The 18,083-nt window shown below is 70.7% G+C and carries 22 protein-coding genes and 1 tRNA gene; 12 read left to right on the forward strand and 11 right to left on the reverse strand.

The genetic code is table 11. The annotated features are described in order from the left end of the window. Nucleotides 1–366, reverse strand: a complete 366-nt coding sequence (locus ACWED2_RS30790) for a nuclear transport factor 2 family protein (protein ID WP_449694008.1) — start codon at nt 364–366, stop codon at nt 1–3. A gap of 111 nt (nt 367–477) precedes the next feature. Here ACWED2_RS30790 and ACWED2_RS30795 point away from each other — a divergent pair, with 111 nt between their 5' ends. Next, nucleotides 478–936 carry an SRPBCC family protein gene (locus ACWED2_RS30795; RefSeq protein ID WP_449694009.1) on the forward strand — a complete coding sequence of 153 codons (459 nt, stop codon included), beginning with the start codon at nt 478–480 and terminating at the stop codon, nt 934–936. A 28-nt stretch (nt 937–964) separates the two neighbouring features. Here ACWED2_RS30795 and ACWED2_RS30800 read toward each other — a convergent pair whose 3' ends face one another. Both ACWED2_RS30800 and ACWED2_RS30805 read right to left on the reverse strand, forming a co-directional pair. Beyond that, nucleotides 965–2,161 carry an RNA polymerase sigma factor gene (locus tag ACWED2_RS30800; protein WP_449694010.1) on the reverse strand — a complete coding sequence of 399 codons (1,197 nt, stop codon included), beginning with the start codon at nt 2,159–2,161 and terminating at the stop codon, nt 965–967. Continuing rightward, nucleotides 2,158–2,529 (reverse strand): YciI family protein, encoded by a 372-nt coding sequence (locus ACWED2_RS30805; RefSeq protein ID WP_449694011.1) that lies wholly within the window; start codon nt 2,527–2,529, stop codon nt 2,158–2,160. The genes ACWED2_RS30800 and ACWED2_RS30805 overlap by 4 nt, the downstream gene beginning before the upstream one ends. Before the next feature lie 388 nt (nt 2,530–2,917). On the opposite strand from ACWED2_RS30805, the gene ACWED2_RS30810 reads away from it, so the two are divergent. Together ACWED2_RS30810 and ACWED2_RS30815 are read left to right on the forward strand one after the other, a co-directional pair. Then, nucleotides 2,918–3,634, forward strand: a complete 717-nt coding sequence (locus ACWED2_RS30810; RefSeq protein ID WP_449694012.1) for a hypothetical protein — start codon at nt 2,918–2,920, stop codon at nt 3,632–3,634. 16 nt (nt 3,635–3,650) lie between these two features. Next, nucleotides 3,651–3,905: an ATP-binding cassette domain-containing protein gene (locus tag ACWED2_RS30815; RefSeq protein WP_449694013.1), complete on the forward strand. Its 255-nt coding sequence runs from the start codon at nt 3,651–3,653 to the stop codon at nt 3,903–3,905. On the opposite strand, the gene ACWED2_RS30820 is transcribed toward ACWED2_RS30815, so the two are convergent. After that, nucleotides 3,899–4,264 (reverse strand): peroxiredoxin, encoded by a 366-nt coding sequence (locus ACWED2_RS30820; RefSeq protein WP_449694014.1) that lies wholly within the window; start codon nt 4,262–4,264, stop codon nt 3,899–3,901. The genes ACWED2_RS30815 and ACWED2_RS30820 overlap by 7 nt on opposite strands. A gap of 67 nt (nt 4,265–4,331) precedes the next feature. Then, nucleotides 4,332–5,873 carry an HD domain-containing phosphohydrolase gene (locus tag ACWED2_RS30825; protein ID WP_449694015.1) on the reverse strand — a complete coding sequence of 514 codons (1,542 nt, stop codon included), beginning with the start codon at nt 5,871–5,873 and terminating at the stop codon, nt 4,332–4,334. Between the two features lie 463 nt (nt 5,874–6,336). On the opposite strand from ACWED2_RS30825, the gene ACWED2_RS30830 reads away from it, so the two are divergent. Beyond that, complete coding sequence (locus tag ACWED2_RS30830; protein ID WP_449694016.1) at nt 6,337–6,516, forward strand: hypothetical protein; 180 nt, start codon at nt 6,337–6,339, stop codon at nt 6,514–6,516. Nucleotides 6,517–6,563: 47 nt separating this feature from the next. On the opposite strand, the gene ACWED2_RS30835 is transcribed toward ACWED2_RS30830, so the two are convergent. Then, the gene (locus tag ACWED2_RS30835) at nt 6,564–7,337 is read right to left on the reverse strand and encodes an alpha/beta fold hydrolase (protein WP_449694017.1); all 774 of its coding nucleotides are present in this window, start codon (nt 7,335–7,337) and stop codon (nt 6,564–6,566) included. Between the two features lie 69 nt (nt 7,338–7,406). Between ACWED2_RS30835 and ACWED2_RS30840 the strand changes: the two genes are divergently transcribed. The 5 genes from ACWED2_RS30840 to ACWED2_RS30860 all read left to right on the forward strand — a co-directional run bounded on the left by ACWED2_RS30840 (nt 7,407) and on the right by ACWED2_RS30860 (nt 10,240). Next, a complete protein-coding gene (locus ACWED2_RS30840; protein WP_449694018.1) occupies nt 7,407–8,093 on the forward strand; it encodes a winged helix-turn-helix transcriptional regulator in 687 nt (228 codons plus the stop codon). 155 nt (nt 8,094–8,248) lie between these two features. Further along, nucleotides 8,249–8,836 (forward strand): TetR/AcrR family transcriptional regulator, encoded by a 588-nt coding sequence (locus tag ACWED2_RS30845; RefSeq protein WP_449694019.1) that lies wholly within the window; start codon nt 8,249–8,251, stop codon nt 8,834–8,836. 30 nt (nt 8,837–8,866) lie between these two features. Continuing rightward, the gene (locus tag ACWED2_RS30850) at nt 8,867–9,424 is read left to right on the forward strand and encodes a carboxymuconolactone decarboxylase family protein (protein ID WP_449694020.1); all 558 of its coding nucleotides are present in this window, start codon (nt 8,867–8,869) and stop codon (nt 9,422–9,424) included. Next, entirely contained in the window at nt 9,421–9,723 is a 303-nt protein-coding gene (locus tag ACWED2_RS30855) for a helix-turn-helix domain-containing protein (RefSeq protein ID WP_449694021.1), read from the forward strand. The genes ACWED2_RS30850 and ACWED2_RS30855 overlap by 4 nt, the downstream gene beginning before the upstream one ends. Nucleotides 9,724–9,727: 4 nt before the next feature. Further along, a complete protein-coding gene (locus tag ACWED2_RS30860; RefSeq protein WP_449694022.1) occupies nt 9,728–10,240 on the forward strand; it encodes a DinB family protein in 513 nt (170 codons plus the stop codon). 188 nt (nt 10,241–10,428) lie between these two features. Here ACWED2_RS30860 and ACWED2_RS30865 read toward each other — a convergent pair whose 3' ends face one another. Together ACWED2_RS30865 and ACWED2_RS30870 are read right to left on the reverse strand one after the other, a co-directional pair. Then, nucleotides 10,429–12,510: a heavy metal translocating P-type ATPase gene (locus ACWED2_RS30865; protein ID WP_449694023.1), complete on the reverse strand. Its 2,082-nt coding sequence runs from the start codon at nt 12,508–12,510 to the stop codon at nt 10,429–10,431. Beyond that, nucleotides 12,507–12,869, reverse strand: a complete 363-nt coding sequence (locus tag ACWED2_RS30870) for an ArsR/SmtB family transcription factor (RefSeq protein ID WP_449694024.1) — start codon at nt 12,867–12,869, stop codon at nt 12,507–12,509. Before ACWED2_RS30870 ends, ACWED2_RS30865 begins: the two co-directional genes overlap by 4 nt. 227 nt (nt 12,870–13,096) lie before the next feature. Here ACWED2_RS30870 and ACWED2_RS30875 point away from each other — a divergent pair, with 227 nt between their 5' ends. Then, nucleotides 13,097–14,302, forward strand: coding sequence for a tyrosine-type recombinase/integrase (locus ACWED2_RS30875; RefSeq protein ID WP_449694025.1), 1,206 nt, complete (start codon nt 13,097–13,099; stop codon nt 14,300–14,302). Nucleotides 14,303–14,598: 296 nt separating this feature from the next. Here the strand turns inward: ACWED2_RS30875 and ACWED2_RS30880 are convergent. Together ACWED2_RS30880 and ACWED2_RS30885 are read right to left on the reverse strand one after the other, a co-directional pair. Beyond that, nucleotides 14,599–14,674, reverse strand: a tRNA-Lys gene (locus tag ACWED2_RS30880). Between the two features lie 402 nt (nt 14,675–15,076). Further along, entirely contained in the window at nt 15,077–15,925 is an 849-nt protein-coding gene (locus tag ACWED2_RS30885; RefSeq protein ID WP_449694026.1) for a hypothetical protein, read from the reverse strand. Nucleotides 15,926–16,136: 211 nt separating this feature from the next. Here ACWED2_RS30885 and ACWED2_RS30890 point away from each other — a divergent pair, with 211 nt between their 5' ends. Beyond that, nucleotides 16,137–16,679, forward strand: a complete 543-nt coding sequence (locus ACWED2_RS30890) for a DinB family protein (protein ID WP_449694027.1) — start codon at nt 16,137–16,139, stop codon at nt 16,677–16,679. 4 nt (nt 16,680–16,683) lie between these two features. On the opposite strand, the gene ACWED2_RS30895 is transcribed toward ACWED2_RS30890, so the two are convergent. Then, a complete protein-coding gene (locus tag ACWED2_RS30895; RefSeq protein ID WP_449694028.1) occupies nt 16,684–17,325 on the reverse strand; it encodes a TMEM175 family protein in 642 nt (213 codons plus the stop codon). 68 nt (nt 17,326–17,393) lie between these two features. Here ACWED2_RS30895 and ACWED2_RS30900 point away from each other — a divergent pair. Next, nucleotides 17,394–18,083 (forward strand): lyase family protein (locus tag ACWED2_RS30900; protein WP_449694029.1); only part of this gene is annotated, 690 nt, incomplete at its 3' end.

Raw genomic sequence — 18,083 nt, forward strand, 5'->3', positions numbered from 1 at the left:
TCAGGTGGCGGGCTGCAGCGCGGCGTTGAGGGCCGCGGTGTCGAAGAGCAGGCGCGCGGCGGCGAGCTTGCCGTCGCGGAAGGTGGTCCATTCCGCCATCGGGATCGAGACGACCCCGGTCGCGGTCTCGATCTTGAAGTCATAAATCGAGCAGACGTCGTCGCCGTCTTCCCACTGCCGCTGCAGATCGGCGCCGCGCATGATCGGGCACAGCCCGGCGGAGCCTTCCAGGAAACCCGCCTTGCCCTCGGACTGCAGCATCGGGCCGTGGAACCGGAAGTCTTCGGTGAGCAGCTCGGCGGCGCCTTCGCGGTCACCGGAGGTGAATCTCGTCAGGTAGGTGCGGAAGATTTCGGCGTTCGACATCAAGTACTCCCTTGATGAGATCGGGCTCTCATAATAGGAGTTCTTCGTGTCGCGTCAAGGTCCTGCTGTCCGTAGGGTGGGCCGCTCCGGGGCCATCAGTCGGAGGCGGGAATGGCTGTCGACGTACAGACCGAGATCGTGATCGACGTTCCTCGCGACGACGTCGCCGCGTATGCGATCGATCCCTCCCACGCGCCGGAGTGGTACGCCAACATCGAATCCGTGGAGTGGGAGACCCCCGCGCCGCTGGGCGTGGGTTCACGAGTCGCATTCGTCGCCCGGTTCCTGAGCCGCCGGCTGGCCTACACCTACGAGATCGTCGACCTGGTCCCGGGCGCGCGGCTGGTCATGCGCACCGCGCAGGGGCCGTTCCCGATGGAGACGACGTACACCTTCGCCTCGCGTGGGGACGCCGCCACGCACATGACGTTGCGCAACCGCGGTGAACCGAAAGGCTTTTCGGCCATCAGCGCGCCGCTGATGGCCGCGTCGATGCGCCGGGCCAACCGTCAGGACCTCGCCGCGCTGAAGGCTTTGCTGGAACGGGCCCACCCGCCTTCCGGTGCGTGATCAGCGCGTCCTCATCGGACACCCGTCCTCATCGGACGCCGCGGCCACCGCGGGCGAGGAAGTCCCGTTCGGCGTCGGTGGGTGCCAGTGCGGCGGCTCGCTGGTAGGCGGCACGGGCCTCGGTGTCGTGGCCGAGTTGGCGCAGCAGGTCGGCCCGGGTGGCGTGGAAGGCGTAGTACTGCTCCAGATCCAGCTCGTCCACGAGGGCGAGCGCGGCGGCCGGACCGTCGACCTCGGCGACGGCGACGGCGCGGTTGAGCGCCACGACCGGGGTGGGCGCGAGAGCGAGCAACTGGTCATAGAGAGCGAGGATCTGCCGCCAGTCGGTCTGCGCGGCGGTCACGGCGTCGGCATGCACGGCCTGAATCGCCGCCTGGACCTGGTAGAGACCGGGGTCGTTGCGGCGCAGGCACCAGCGCACGATCGCCTGCCCCTCCTCGATCAGAGCGCGGTCCCAGCGGCTGCGATCCTGGTCGGCGAGCAACACGAGCGAGCCGTCCGGCCCGGTGCGCGTGGCGCGCCGCGAGTCGGCCAGCAGGAGCAGAGCAAGCAGCCCAGCAACTTCAGGTTCGTCGGGCATGAGCTCGGCCAGGAGCCGGGCGAGCCGGATCGCCTCTTCGCAGAGGCCGGGCTGGGTGATGCCGGTGGTGTAGACGAGGTAGACGACGGCCAGCACGGACCGCAGCCGGCCGGGCAGTTCCTCGGCCGCCGGGACCCGATACGGGATGCGGGCCGCCTTGATCTTGCGTTTGGCGCGGACCACGCGTTGCGCCATCGCCCGTTCGGCCACCAGGAACGCGCGGGCGACCTCCGTGGTCGACAGGCCGCCCAGGAGGCGAAGGGTGAGTGCCACCTGTGCGTCGGTGGACAGGGCCGGGTGGCAGCAGGTGAAGATGAGCCGCAGCCGGTCGTCGGCCACCACGTCCCCCTTCCCGAGGTCGTCCCGAACCCCAAACACCGCCAGGTCGCCGAGCAGTTCCCGGCCTCGCGCGTCGCGGCGCAGCCGGTCGACGGCACGGTTGCGGGCGGTGGTGGTGATCCAGCCACCGGGGTTGGGTGGCAGACCGTCGAGCGGCCACTTGCGCAGGGCGAGGGCGAAGGCGTCCTGCACCGCGTCCTCGGCCAGGTCGATGTCACCGCAGAAGCCGATGACCGCGGCGACGGACCGGCCGGACTCCTCGCGGAAGATCCGGCCGACCGCCACCTCGTCGACCCCGCCGGTCAAGCCATCGGCTCCTCGGCGAACGCCGCGAACGGGCGGACCTCGATCGCCACCTTGATGCACCCGGTGACCTTGGCTGCCCAGCCGAGCGCGGCGTCGAGATCGGCGGCCTCGATGACATAGAACCCGCCGAGGTGATCCTTCGACTCCGCGAACGGGCCGTCGGTCGTCAGCAGCTGCCCGCCGGACTCCCGCACCACGGTCGCGATGTCCGGCTCGTGCAGACGACCGGAGAACACCCAGGCCCCGGCCGCGGCCATCTCCCGCTCGATCTCGCCGAGCCGCGCGTGGGACTGCCGCAGCTGCTCCTCGGTCATCGGCTCGCGAACCTCACCGTCGCGGCCGTGCACGGACAACAGGTAACGCGTCATAGTGCCTTCTCCTCGTACCAGGCGGGCCTACCCCGCATCCTCGCCTCACTACGAACGGACCGCACCCGGATCGACACCCGAACCCGAGTTCCGGCACACGCCGTGTTGTCTCAGTCCGCGAGCTTCGCTTCCGTGTCGAGCACCGAGCGAGCTCGGCTCGCCGCCCCTGCCGACATCACCCACCGCAGAGCCGTTCTGCAGCGAAGCGTAAAAACGGCGCAAATCCCGCATCGCCGCGACACCGCCGTGAACTGGGGTCTGTCAGGGTGACCGTCGGCAGCCACACCGGTTCCTGCGTAAAGATCCGTGGCACCGGCTTGACACCGACGGAGGTTGCTCGACCTTGGCTCCGACCGCCACTGCCCCACCCCGGGCGACCAGCAGGCCGATGCTGCTGTTCGCGTTCGCCTTCGCCGTGATGGCCGACCCGGTGTCCTCGGTCGCCTACGCGATCGAAGCCGCCCTGCGCGCGTTGCACGGCGACCTCGCCCTGCTGCTGCCGACCATGGCGCTGGTGGTCGCGATCGTCGTAGTCGTGATCATCAACTACCACCAGCTCGTCGCCCGCTACCCCCAAGGCGGCGGCGCCGCGGCCGCCACCGGCGAAGCGTTCGGCGAGGCCAGCGCGTTCCTCCCGATCGGCGCCCTGATCGTCGACTTCGTGCTGACCATCGCCATCAGCTCCGCCGCCGGCGCCTCCGCGGTCATCGCGTTCTTCCCCGGCCTGGCCGGGCTGCGGATCCCGATCGCGCTGCTGCTGGTCGCCGGGGTAGCCGGCGGCACCTGGTTCGGGCACCTGGGCCGGACGGTGTTCGCGGTGATGACCGTCGCCTTCATCGCCCTCGCCGTCGCCGTGCTGATCTCCGGGCTCTTCGTCACCCCGCACCCGGCCGGCGTCACCACCGCCGATCCCGGGCACGCGCCGCCGCTGGCGGTCGCGCTCGCCTTCCCCGTCGCCATGGCCCTGGCCACCGGCATCGAAGCACCGTCCTCGGCGATCGCGCAGCTCGGCCAGCTCGACGACCCCGGCCGCCGCCGGTTCGGCCGGGTCACGCTGTGGCTGACCCTCGAAGCCGAACAGGAAGAGGACGACACCGTCCACTGAGGACAGGAGGTGATCCGTGACCGGCAGCGGCGCCATCGACGCCGATCGCCTGACCAAGCGGTATGGCGATGTCGTCGCGGTAGACGAGGTGTCGTTCACGGTCGCGCCGGGTGAAATCTACGCGCTGCTCGGCCTGAACGGCGCAGGCAAGACGACCACGATCCGGATGCTGCTCGGTATGGTTCGCCCCACCGACGGCCGGGTCTCGCTGCTGGGCTCGGTGGTGTCGAGCCGGTGCGTCGTGCTGGTCACCGGAGGCTCCCTTCAGTAGCTGAACGTGGTCGCGGGCTCGTCGCCGATCCACTTCCACAGCGGGATGGTGCCGTTCAGCTCCGCGCCGGGGATCAGGTTGCCGGCGTCGAGGTGCTTGGCGTTGAAGCAGATCGGGCAGACGTAGTACCGGCCGCCGGCTGCCTCGTAGCGCTCGAACAGGTCCGGCAGCGGCGGGCAGCCGTCGCACGCGGCACCCACTGCGGTGCCGGGCTGGGAGAGCCGGACCGCCTCTTTGGACAGGAACATCAGCGTCTCGCGCCCGGTCTCGGCGGCACCGACCGCGACGAGGAACGCGACGGTCACCTTCTCCGCGTCCTCGAGGCCGGTCGACAGGCTGATGACGGCTTTGTTCGACATGATCCGCTCCTTCGTCGGGGAACACGACGCTAGGAGCGGGCGGGGCCCGCGTCGTCGGGTGTTCTCCCTACAGATCGAGCGGATCGAGCAGGCCGTTGCGCAGCGCGAACAACGTCGCGGTGGATCGGGACGACGCCCCGGTCTTGGTGTAGATCCGCTCGATGTGCGTCCCGGCGGTCTTGCGCGAGATGCCCAGCCGGTCGGCGACCTCGGCGGTCTGCGCGCCGCGGGAGATCTGGATCAGCACCTCGACCTCGCGCGGGGTGAGCCCGGCCGGTCCCGACACCCGGCGCCGGCCGCCGTTCCCGGCGGCGGCGAGGACGGCCTCCGCCGCGTCGCCGTCGAGCGTGCCGGCCCGGACTTCGGCCCGCACGGCTCCGGCGGCCTGCTTGTCCGTCAGCGCGTCGCGGTGTGCCCGCGGTTCGAGCATCGCCCGGTACATGCACGCCGCGGCCAGTAGCCGCCCGGTCATCGGCACGGCCGCGCCGGCCAGGCCGCGGTGGTAGCCGCTGCCGTCCATGCGCTCGTGGACCGCCGCCGCGATCGCGCCGGGCCTGGCCAGCGCCGCGGGCCGGGCGAGGACGCGCTCGGTGTAGTACGAGCTGAGCCGGATGCGCTCCCAGTCGGTCGCCGACAGCGGCCCGGGCTGGTCGAGCATCGTCACCGGCACCCCGTGCAGCCCGACGTCGTGCAGCAGGCCCGCCCGCCGGCTGGCCACGACGTCCCCGACGGGCAACCCCATCGCCCGTGCCGCCGCGCCGGCCAGCTCCGCGACACCCCGGGAATGCCCGGCGCGGGAGGTGCAGCGCAGGTCGGTGAAGTCGGCCAGGGCTTCCAGCGCCGTGTCCAGCTCCCCCTCCGTCAGCAGGCGCCGATCCGCCGCGAGCAGGTCGCTTTCGGCAGCGGACAGCACGTCAGGGGCGTGCGCGAGGAACGCGTCGACCACGTCTGGAGCGAACTGGCGGCCACGCCGTGCCTGGGCGACCGCGAGCGCGCCGTCGATCCCGCCGGTCCGGTGCCGGACCTCGACGACGTCGGCGAGGTGCAGCAGCCGGATGATCGGCGCGATGTCCGTGCCGCCGACTCCCGGTGGGACCCCGCGGCCGTCCCAGCGGGTGAAGAACTGCCGCAGCGCGGTCACGACGTCCGTGCCGAGTCCCAGCCGCTCGGCCAGTGTCGAGGTGGTCAGGCAGTGCGACTGCATGCCCTGCACCAGGCTCTGCCCGCCGCTGGCCAGGATCGTGGTCGCCACCCGGAGCCGGTGCCACATCGGGCCGCCGCGCCCGGCGTGGCTCAGGAAGAACCCGAACCCGGCCAGTCCGGCGAGATCGACCTCGAAGCTGTCCGCGCGGAAGGCGATGTCGTCGCCGAATGACGCGGCCACTTCGGGGGAGTCCGCGACGCAACCGACCCAGGCGAGCATCGAGACGTAGAACAGCGCCTGCCGCTGGTCCTCCGGCAGGCCCGTGCAGACGGCAAGCCGCTCCGCGATCCGCCACGACCGGAGCACGTGCTCCATCGGCTGGCCCAGCCCGAGATCCGTCGCCAGCGAAAACGCCGCCAGCAGCTCGGCCAGGCTGATCCCGGCATCCCGATCGGCGAACTCCATCAGCGCAGCGTAAGCCCTGCCGACGGCATTTTCGGAGCGCGGACAATCATTCACGAGGGACCGCCGGAATCGGGTTCCGATCAGCACCGCCGTCGCTTCAGTTTACCGCAGCGCATACTGGCGGGGTGGACAAACAAGCCGTTCACGAAGAACTGGAACGAGCGCGCGAGGACTTCCATGCTCTGCTCGCCCGTGCGGACGCCGCCGCTCTGCGGGCGCCCGGCGACGGGACCCGCTGAACCAACCGGCAGCTGCTGTTCCACATGCTGCTCGGCTACCTGATCATCCGGGCGCTGAGCGGGCTCGTCCGGTTGTTCGGCCGGCTCCCCGACGTGGCCGACCGTCGCTTCGCCCAGTTGCTCAACGCGGCCACCCGCCCGTTCGACGCGGTGAACTTCGCCGGTTCCTGGCTCGGTGGCAGCGTCCTCCCGCGACGGTGGATGCTGACCCTGTCGACAGGACGATGGCCGCGCTGGACCGCCGTCTCGACCGCGAACCCGAGGCGGACCTGGCCCGCGGCATGCACTACCCGACCCGCTGGGACCCGTTCCTCCAGGACTACATGACGCTCGCCGACATCTACCGCTTCCCGACGCAGCACTACGACTTTCACCGCCGCCAGCTCACCCTCCCGGGTCGCTGACCCGGACGGCGTGGTGGTCGCGTTGTAGTCCAGGTAGACCGGTCCGGTCATACGACGGTCTCCACGGGCAGGTCGGCCAGCCGCCATTCCAGCATGCCGTCGTCGAGCCGGATCGCGCGGCGGCCGCGGCCGGTCAGCAACCGCACGGCGTCGTAGGCCAGCACGCAGTACTCACCCCGGCAGTACACGACGATCTCGGTGTCCTCGGGCAGCTCGCCGATCCGGCCGGCCAGCTCACCGACCGGGATGTTCACCGCGCCCGGGATATGCCCCGCCCGGTACTCGTGCGCCGGGCGGACGTCGAGCACCACGACGTCCACCCGGGCGCGCAGCTGCGTCCGGGTGATCTCCGCGCCGCCGTCCGGGCCGAGGTAGTCGTCCCGGGCCGGGGAAACCGCGGGCTGATGGGCCTGGGCGACCGTGCGCAGCAAGGCGAACAGCCGGGCGACGTCCTTGCCCGCGAGCCGGTAGTGGATGCGCACGCCGTCGCGGCGGGTCGTCACGAACCCGGCCTGCTTGAGGGTCTGCAGGTGCGCGGCGACCACCTGGGCGTGTTCTTCCGGCAGATACCGGTAGCCAGGGCGCGGCGACGACAGCCCGAACCCAGGGTAGTCGAGGGCGACGCACCGGAACTCCTCCCGCAGGGCGCGGATCACGTCGCGATACACGAAGGACCAGGTTGGATTGCCGTGCAGCAACAGCAGCGTGGGCCCCGCCCCTTCGTCCACGTAATGGACGGTGTGCCCGTTGATCGCGACGAAGCGGCTCTCGAACGGGAACAGCTCGTCATCGACCCACGCCGGCCTTCCTCCGTCAGCCATGACCACCCCGCCTCTCGCCGGTATGCTTGATCTAGTCAGGCTGACTTGAGATTGTCAAGTGAGGGAGTCATGGGTCGAAGCTACGGTCAGTACTGCGGACTCGCCCGAGCGCTCGATGTCGTGGGTGATCGTTGGAACCTGCTCATCGTCCGCCAGCTCCTCGTCGCACCCGCCCGCTACCGGGAGCTGCTCGACGGGCTTCCCGGCGTCGCCACCAACCTGCTCGCCGACCGGCTCCGCGACCTCGAGAACGCCGGAGTGCTCGAGCGCCGCCTGGCCGGGGAAGGCAACGCGATCGTGTACGCCCTCACCCGGTGGGGCGGCGAGCTGCGCGCACCGATCGAGGGCCTCGTCCGCTGGTCCACGCCGTTGATGGTGCGCGGGGCCGAAGGCGACCGCTTCCGCGGCGAATGGCTCGTCGTCGCGCTCCCTGCCGTGCTCGGCGGCCGGGTGACCGCCGGCCGGCCGTCGACGATCGGGATCGCGGTCGACGACCACCTGATCCAGGTGCGGACGACAGACTCGGGGGTCGAGGTCGCGCTGCACGACGGCCGGGACCTCGATGCCGTCGTGCGCACCGACGCCGCCATCGTGCTCGGCCTGGCGGCGGGCGTCCTCGCCCTCGACGACATCCTCGGACTCGTCGACGTCGACGGCGACGAAGCTGCCGTTCGGAGCCTCTTCGGCGCTCACCGCACCGAGTCCGAGGGCTCTCCCGCGCCGATGACCGCTCGCCCCGGTACGCGCTCGGACTGAAATCGGCGTGACGGCCGCCGGCGTCCCGGTGGTGCTGACGAGCGCGCTCGGTGCCGGCACGGGCATGACACTTGGCCGCGCCGGCCGCGACCGGACCTTGCTCGCGGTGATCACTCGCGCTATCTTGAACCAGTCATTCCAAGATTGGAGAGGCGATGCCCGACGTCAAACACTTCGACCCGGACGCGACGCTGGACGTCGTGACCCGCCTGTTCTGGCGGCAGGGCCTGGCCGCCACGGGCATGGGCGAGGTGGTGCGGGAGACCGGTGTGAGCCGGTCCAGCCTGTACGCCACCTTCGGCGGCAAGAAGGAGCTGTACCTGGCCGCACTCGACCGCTACCTCGACGAGCACGCCCGGCCCGGATTCGCCCGGCTGGCCGCCGACGAACGAGGCCTGCCCACGGTGCGGGAGTTCTTCACCCGGCTGGTCACGGCCCGCTGCTCCGGCGAACGCGCCGGCTGGGGCTGCCTGGCCGTCAACGCCCACACCGGCCCGGAAGCCGCCGACCCCGACGTCCGCCGCCGCCTCGACCGCCACCACGCGCAACTACGCGAAGCCCTGCACGACGCACTGACCACCGCCTGCGGACTCGGCCAGCTGCACGCAGGCGTGGACGCGAACACCGCCGCCGGGACGCTCGCGCTACTGGCCTACGGACTGAACCTGCGCTCCCGCGCCGGCGCGGACGCCGCCGAACTGAACGCCACCGTCACCGACACCCTCGCCGCGCTGGCGGCGTGAGCACCACAACCGGGAAAGGACGAATTCCGCATGGCCCAGTTCACCGTTCACGACGAGCACACCGCCCCCGAGGCCGCCCGCACCATGCTGGAGGGTGCGCGCCGCAGGCTCGGGTTCGTCAGCACCCTGGCGGGAGTCATGGCCGAGTCGCCCGAGCTGCTGTCCGGCTACAACGCGCTGGCCGCCGCGTTCGCCAAGTCCTCCCTGCCCGGCCCCGCCCAGCACGTCGTGCTCATCGCCGCCAGCGTGACGAACGACTGCCGGTACTGCGTCGCCGCGCACTCCACCATGGCCCTGCGGGGTGGGCTGGACGAGGACACCGTCGCGGCGTTGCGCGCGGGGAAGCCGCTGGAGGACCCAGTGCTGGAGGCGGTGCGCGCTCTGACCGAGTCCATTGTGGCCGAGCGCGGCTGGGCGCCGCAGGAACAGGTCGACGCCTTCCTGGCCGCCGGGCACACCCACCGGCAGGTACTCGACGTCGTCCTCGGCGTCGGCATGAAGACGTTGTCCAACTACACCAACCACATCGCCCACACCCCGCTCGACCCCGCCTGGGCCGAGCAGGAATGGCAACCCACCTCCGCATGACCCACCGCCTTAACCAGCTGACGCCGGCCCCGACTGCCCTGGACACGACCACGAGAACGCGACGCTGTTCAAGGCGCATTCATGGGAGGGCGTGCTTCTGCGACGTCGCCGAGGACTTCGACGTGCCTCAGCCATCGCTGAGCCACCACCTGCGGGTCCTCGCATCACCGGGAACGTCGCGGCACCTGGAGCTGGTACCCGCTGGTCCCTGTCCCTTGAGAAATGCGCAGGCCGCCGCCAACGCGGGTATCGGAACTGCACCAGTTCAGCACTCAAACCCCCTGAGGGGCGCACACTGAGCGAGTGGACAAGCAAGCCGTTCACGACGAGCTGGAGCGAGCACGCCAGGACTTCCACGAGCTGCTCGCTCGGACGGACGCGGCCACACTTCGGCAGCCAAGCGACGGAACTCGCTGGACCAACCGTCAGCTGCTGTTCCACATGCTGCTCGGCTACCTGATCATCAGGGCGTTGCTGAATCTCGTCCGGCTGTTCAGCCGGCTCCCCGGCACAGCCAGCCGCCGGTACGCGCAGCTGCTCAACGCCGGAACCAAGCCGTTCGACGCGGTGAACTTCGCCGGCTCCTGGCTCGGCGGAACCGTCCTTCCGCAACGCTGGATGCTGGCCCTGTTCGACCGCACGATCGCCGCTCTGCACCGCCGTCTCGAGCAGGAAACCGACACCGGTCTGGCTCGCGGCATGCACTACCCGACCCGCTGGGATCCGTTCTTCAAGGACCGCATGACCTTGGCCGACGTCTACCGGTTCCCCACCCAGCACTACGACTTCCACCGCCGCCAACTGACCCTTCGCTAGATCCCGGACATGGTGCGCCGAGGTGACAGGTTCACCGACCGCAACTACTACTCCGGCACCTCAGGCCGCGGAGTCCGACTCGAGCGGCCTGCACCCGTGGATCTGGATCCTCATCGCCGCCATCGTCGTCATCCTCGTCGCCGTGTTCCCCCTGCGCCTGCCGCGCCGAGCAGAATTGAAGCCACTCCCTAGCCGAGGTCGGCCCGGCGCGGTTCCTCGCGGCTGATCGGCGAGAGCGTGAGCATCTGCGGCCGAGCCGGCTCCTCCGTGCCCGGCGCGCAACACGCACAACCGTCCTCTTCGGACTCGGCTGTGCCAGGGATCCGCTGGGTGACCACCGGTTCCGGCGGGGTCTCACCGCGCAGCGGCCGCAACCTGCCGGCGCGGACGCCGTTGCCGATGACGAAGACCTCGGCCAGCTCGTGCACGAACACCACCGTGGCCAGGCTCAGCACGCCGAACGCCGCCAGCGGCACCAGCGTCAGCACGATCACCGCCGACAGGCCGATGTTCTGCAGCATGATCCCCCGAGCGCGGCGGGCGTGCCGCAGCGCCTGCGGGAGGTGCCGCAGGTCCGTGCCCATCAGCGCGACGTCCGCGGTTTCGATGGCCACGTCGCTGCCCATCGCCCCCATCGCGATCCCGACGTCGGCGGTGGCGAGGCCCGGAGCGTCGTTGACGCCGTCGCCGACCATCGCGACCGCGCCCCGCCGGCCTTGAAGGCGGCGCACGAGGTCGGCCTTGTCGGTGGGCTTCAGCTCGGCGTGCACCTGCTCGATACCGGCCTGCGCAGCCAAGACGGCAGCCGTGCGGCCGTTGTCGCCGGTCAGCATCGCGACCTCGACACCCGCGTCCCGCAGCTCGGCGACCACCTCGGCTGCTTCGGGACGCAGTTCGTCGCGAATGCCGATCAGCCCGAGCAGGACGCCGTCGTACTCGACGACCGCGACCGTCGTGCCGCTCTCTTCCAGCCGGGTGACCGCGTCACCGAGCGGGCCTGCACCGATCCACGTCGGCTTGCCGAGCCGGGCGGGGCGTCCGCCAATGACGCCTTCGAGTCCGGCACCGGGCACGGTGACGACCGACTCGGCTGCAACCGGCGGACCGGAGGCAGCCAGGATCGCCGCGGCCAGCGGGTGTTCACTTTGCGCTTCGAGCGCCGCCGCGACCTCGAGGACCTTGGCCTTGGTGACGCCGTCGGCGGGCACGATCTCGGTGACCACCGGCCGGTTGCGGGTCAGCGTGCCGGTCTTGTCCAGCGCCACCGTACGGACGGTGCCGAGGGTTTCGAGTGCGGCGCCGCCTTTGACCAGCACCCCGAAGCGGCTCGCCGCACCGACGGCGGCGATCACGGTCACCGGGACGGAGATCGCCATCGCGCACGGCGCGGCCGCGACCAGCACGACCAGCGCGCGTTCGATCCAGGTGACCGGGTCGCCGAACACCGCGCCGAACCCGGCGATCAGGACGGCCAGCACCATGACCGCGGGCACCAGCGGGCGGGCGATCCGGTCGGCCAGCCGCTGCCGATCGCCCTTGCGCCGCTGCGCGTCCTCCACCACGCGCACGACCTTGGCCAGGGAGTTGTCCGCCACGGTGGCGGTGGCTTCGACCGTGAGCACGCCGGTGCCGTTGATCGCGCCGGCGTACACGCCGTCGCCCGGGCCGGTCTCGACGGGAACCGATTCGCCGGTGATCGCGGAGGTGTCCACGGCCGACCGGCCGGTCAGGACCGTTCCGTCGCTGGCGATCCGCTCTCCCGCCCGCACCAGCATCCGGTCACCGATGCGCAGCTTCGACGGCGGGATCGTCGACTCGCGGCCACCGCGCACCACGCGGACCTCGTCCGGCACGAGCGCCAGCAGAGCCCGCAGCCCTCGCCGGGTACGCGACAGCGAGTAGTCCTCGAGAGCCTCGCTGATCGAGAACAGGAACGCGAGCATCGCCGCTTCGGCGAACTGGCCCAGCACCAGCGCACCAACCAGCGCGATCGTCATCAAGGTGCCGACGCCGATCCGCTTCTTCCGCAGCGCGCGGAGAGTGCCGGGCACGAACGTCCAACCACCGATCGCCGCGGCCGCCAGGTGCAGCCCGATCTCGCCGGGGCGCCAACCCAGCCACCCGGCGACGACGCCGCTGACCAGCAGGATGCCCGCGATGCCGGCCAGCCGGATCTCCGGAATCTGCCAGAACCGCTGGGGCGCTTCGGCTTCTTCGGCCGGAGTGGCCTCGTCGTGGTCGTCGCCCGGGCCGCAGCACGCGTCGCTCATACCGGATCCGCCTCCGCCGCCGGTGCGGCCACCGTCGCCAGCACCCGCTGTCCCGTGTCCGCGAGCCGGTACATCACCAGCTTCCCGTCCCGGCGCGAGGTCACCAGCCCGGCCGAGCGCAGCTGCCGCAGGTGGTGCGAAACCAGGCCCTGCGACGATCCGACGATCCACGCCAGGTCGCACACGCACAACTCGTCGCCCACGGCCAGCGCGTGCGCGATCCGCAGCCGCGTCGGATCACCGAGAGCGCGCAGCACGTCCGCACGCGCCCGCAACTCACCGTCCGAGGGCAACGCGACCCGCAAGGCCTCCGCGTGGTCGAGGTCCAGGCACAGCAGCTCACACCGATCGTCACTCACCCCATCAATCTAACGTCCGTTGATGTGTTGAAGCAAGCATGCCGAGCGTCGATACCCGCATTCATATCCCCGATCTGGGCAAACGCCGCTGGCACGAGGATGGCCGAGCCGGGTTCTGTTGATCTCTTCGAGAGGGCGTGGACGTGGATTCGTCGGCGGGTGTGTTCAAGCGGTGTGGGTGTCGGAGCAGGGAAACCGGGAGGCCGCTGGGCGCAGCGTGTCCCGACGTGGCACAGGAAGGGCACGGGAGTTGGTACTACCGCCTCGAGGTGACACCGTGGCCGGACGGCCGGCGACGGCAACTCCGGCGTGGCGGATTCGCCACCGCCGAGGCCGCCCACAGCGAACGAGACCAGTTCGGCGCGACCGGCGAGCGGGGACTGGCGGACGCGACGATAACCGTAGATCAGTGGCTGCGCCTGTGGCTGGCCACCCTCGTCCACCTACGGGGCACCACCCTGTCCGCCTACCGCAGCAACATCGAAACCTACCTGATCCCCTGCCTGGGCGGTGTCCTGGTGCGGGAACTGACCGCGGACCGGATCCAGGCAATGGTGGCCGACCTCATCCGCAACGGCGGCGTATCCGGCCACCCGCTACGGCCGGGCACACTGCGGCACGTCCACGCGACGTTGCGGGCCGCCCTCAACGCCGCTGTGCGGCGCGGCCTCCTCCCTGCCAACCCCGCCCGACACGTCCACGTCCCCACCGGCAAACGCCCGCACGCGGTCGTGTGGACCGCGCCCCGGATCGCGCACTGGCGGACCACCGGGAAAAGACCACCCGTCGCCGTCTGGACCGTCGACCAGACCCGCGCATTCCTCAAGCACATCCACGGCCACCCGCTCTACCCGCTATTTCATCTCATCGCCCTGTTCGGGCTCCGCCGCGGCGAAGCAGCGGGATTGCGATGGTGCGACATCGACCTCGAACAAGGCCTGCTGACCATCTCCCGCCAGATCCGCCAATACGGCCGGCACCTCGAAATCGGCAAACCGAAAAGCGAAGCCAGCAACCGGGTCATCAGCCTCGACAGCGTGACCATTGCCCTGCTCCGCCAATACCGCGAAGACGTCGCCCCCGAATCAAAGGAGCTCATCTTCGCGACCCGTTCCGGGGGAATGCTCACCCCTCAACATTTGACCCACCTGTTTCGCGTCCTGAATGACGAATCCGGCTTGCCGCCGATCCGGCTGCACGACCTACGGCACGGCGCAGGCAGCCTTTCCCTCGCCGCCGGAAACGACCTCAAAACCGTCCAAGCCATGCTCGGACACTCCAGCATCGTCCTCACCGCCGACACCTACGTCAGCGTCCTACCCGACCTGGCCCGCCGCGCCGCCGAAGCCACCATCCACCACGTCCTCAGCGCCGCAAAAACCACCGGCGCACGGCTACGCGGCGCCGCCAGCATCCCCTCCGCAGCGGCTTAACCCGCTGGTCACTGCCCACTTCTCGGCTGCCCGCCCACAACGACTCCGCCTCGGGCAGTCCGCAGCAACCCGCGAAAGGACGGTCACCGACCCGGCGAAGGACAGGTCAACACGAGGCCTGCCCTGGCTGCGACCTGCCCGAACACCGATTTCCAGGCCGCTGCGACACACACCCGGCACCGCCACGGCAGCCCCGAGCCCATCACGGGCTTACCGGGAGCCCACCCAAGATCACGCCACGCCTCGGAAGATCCGACAAACAAGAACATCCCCGCTGGTCAGCAGGGATGTCGATGTGGTGGGCCGCCTGGGGCTCGAACCCAGAACCTACGGATTAAAAGTCCGCAGCTCTACCAATTGAGCTAACGGCCCTCACCCCCAGTCTAGCCAGGCCCCCATCACCCGCTCGCACGCCGGGTCCGGCTGAGGCTCTCGGGAAGGCCGAGACTGGTTCTCCGCCCGTCGGCCGGCGCCCGGCAAAACGATGTTGTGCTCGGGGTCATCACCGAGGCCGCCCGTGGATACGCGCGCGGGCATTGCGACGTGCTTCTCGACGGCGTCGTCAGCCCCTCGGCGCTGCAACCCTTCCGGGATGCCGCTGAAGGGGACGCACGCCGGGCTCGGAGAGCTGGAACAGCACGTCATGGACACGACGGTGCAGACCGCCGATGTCGTCCGGCGCCGGGCTCGCCCAGCTGCGTTCCCACTCTGCTCCCCTGTGGACGGACGTGGACTGACGCGCGGGACCCGGGCCGGGCCCCGCGCGTCACGCCGTCAGCACTGGACGAACAGGCCCGTGTAAGCCGTGCACTTCTTCGACGCCTTGTCGTTGGCCGCCTCGGGGTCGGCCGGTGCGCTTGCCGCTCGCTGAGCCGTCGCCGTGAAGGCGCCCCAGGCGAAGAAGCCGCCCTCCGATGTGAACTTCGCCGTGGCCGAGGCGCCCGGGGCCAGGGTGCCGATCGCGCAGTTCAGCGTCGCGCCCGCCTGGGTGCAGCCCGTGGTGGAGACGATCGTGCGGCCCGAACCGGGGTTGGCCGTCACGCGGACGCCGGTCGCCGTGGCCGGGCCGGTGTTCGACACCTTGATCACGTAGTCGACCCGGGCGACCAGGCCGATGCGCGGGGTGGCGGTCAGCGCGACCTTGACGTCGGCCTCGTCCGGCGGGGCGATCGTGACGGCCGGGCCGTCCTCCACGCCGAACGCGTAGTTGTCGCCGGCGAACTGGTGCTGGAGCGTGAACTGGCCGGGTGCGACGTTGTCCTTGACGCGCAGGGTGAACGTCACCGTCCGGCTCTCGCCCGTGCCCAGGTCGCCGACGCCGCCGCGGAAGCTGCTCAGGTACGGCGCGCACGGTGCGATCGCCCCGGTGCAGGAGACCAGGTCGACCACGTCGGCGATCGGCTTCTCCTTCACGTAGAGCGCCGCCTTCGCGCCCGTGACCGTGAAGTCCGTCGGGTTGGTCAGCTGCTCGGTGACCGTGAACGTGGTGCCCGCGCGCACGGTGGTCGCGCTGACGTCGATCGTGCTCGCGGGCGGGGCCGCGGACGCGACGGCCGGGGCTGCGCACAGGACCGCCGTCGTCAGCGCGGCCAAAACGGCAGTTCTTCGTCCGGTTCGCTGCATATTCGTGATCTCCTGGTTCCGAACCGAGGGGGTGCGCTCCGACCGGTGAGACTGGCCTGCGCAGCGGGGTGACGAAGATCAGATCGCCGCACCCCGAAATTCGTTACCGGGTTCTCGAAACCGTGCTTGAACTGGGGTTTTACGGCGGTTGCCCGGTCACCGACCGCCTGCGTGATCCGAAACTGTCGGACCCCTGTGGCACGCTCCGCGCATGACCGAACACACTACCCCGGTGGCGGCCCCGGCCCGCTTGACCGGCCCCCGAACCGACCCGGCGCCGGTCGCGGACGAGCGGCAGGCGCTCACCGAGAGCCTCGACTACTACCGGCGCACCTTCGAGCTGAAGTGCGCCGGCCTGGACCACGCCCAGCTGTCCGAACGCTCGGTGCCACCGTCCACATTGACCATGCACGGGCTGCTGCGGCACCTCACCGGCTGCGAACGCTGGTGGTTCCGGATCCAGTTCACCGGCGAGGACATCCCGAACCTGTACTACTCCGACGACGATCCTGAGCAGGACTTCACGGACCTGGGCGGCGACGTCGACGAGGCGTTCTCGTTGTGGCACGCCGAATGCGCGCGCTCCCGCGAGATCGTCGCGGGCAGCTCGCTGGAGCAGACCGGCACCCGGCGCAGCACCGGCGAGCCGTTCACCCTGCGCTGGCTGATGCTGCGGATGATCGGCGAGTACGCGCGGCACATCGGCCAGGCCGACCTGATCCGCGAGCGGATCGACGGCGCGACCGGTGAGTGACGGCTCAGGCGCCCGCCGTCCGGCGGCGGAAGCGGGAAAGGAGGTTGACCACGAGCGGCACGACGATCCAGCACGCGTAGGCCCAGTGCGTGAAGAAGGCGACCGGGATCGAGACGGCGAAAGCGGCGGCCATCGCGCCGATCCCGCGGTAGACCGCGCCGAAGAGCTCCGGCGGGGTGTCCGCGCGGTACAGGTGGTTGCGCTGGATCTGCCGGGCCATGAGGAGGAACAGCGTCAACGCGACGACCTGCACGAGGGCGTAGAAGACGAAGCGGAACTCGAACGCTCCGTCTTCGGCGATCACCTTCGTGGCGAAGGGCATGATCACCTGCATCAGGAGCCAGCCGAAGGTGAGGCGGGCGAGCCCGCCGCCGAGCGTGGTGACGTGGTTGAACAAGCGGTGGTGGGCGCGCCAGTGGCCGCCGATGACGATGAAGCTGATCAGGAAGGAGACGTATTCGGACTGGTGATGACCGAGTGACCGCAGCAGTTCGGCGCTGGTGGCGCCCTCCGGCAGCGGCAGCTCGAGCGCGAGCAGCGTGATCGCGATGGCGACGACGGCGTCCGAGAAGAAGGTCAGCCGCTCGGCGGCGATGGCCCGGGATTCGGAGCCGGCGGTGTCCTCGGTGGACGGGGCGCTGGTCATGGCGGATGAGCGTGCCAGACCCGGTCGTGCGGCCGCCGCCGAGGTCGGGCGCGTGCGATGCTGACGCCATGACCGTCGACCCCGATTCCGGACTGCTGTCCCCGGTGCGGGCCGGCACGCCGGCCGAAGCGTCCACTGGAGACGAGGCCTGGTTGCGCGCGATGCTCGACGCCGAGGCGGCGCTGGCGAGAGCGCAGGCGCGGCTCGGGACAGTGCCGCCGGAGGCCGCGCAAGCGATCACGGAGGCCGCCGGCGCGGCACGGGTCGACGTCGCCGAGCTGGCGCGTGGGGCGCGGGCGACCGCGAACCCCGTCGTCGGCCTGGTGAAGGCGCTGACGTCGGCCGTCGGCGAGCTCGCGCCCGGTGCCGCCGAATACGTGCACCGCGGCTCGACCAGCCAGGACATCTTCGACACGGCGATGATGCTGGTCGCGGACCGGACGCTGCGGCCGCTCGCCGCCGACCTCGACACGACGGCCGAGGCGCTGGCCGAGCTGGCCCGCGCGCACCGGGACACGACCATGGCCGGGCGGACGCTGACGGCACACGCGGTGCCGACGACGTTCGGGCTGAAGGCCGCGGGCTGGCGGCAGCTGGTGCTGGACGCGGCCGTCCGCATCCGGCGCGTGCTGGACGGCGGGCTGCCGGTCTCCCTGGGCGGAGCGGCGGGGACGCTGGCGGCGTACGTCGAGTACGCGCGCCTCGCCAGCGAGGCGCGCGGGGGCGGGAGATCGGAAGAGCGGCGGGTGGGGAAAGAG

The sequence above is a fragment of the Amycolatopsis sp. NPDC005003 genome (assembly GCF_053600695.1).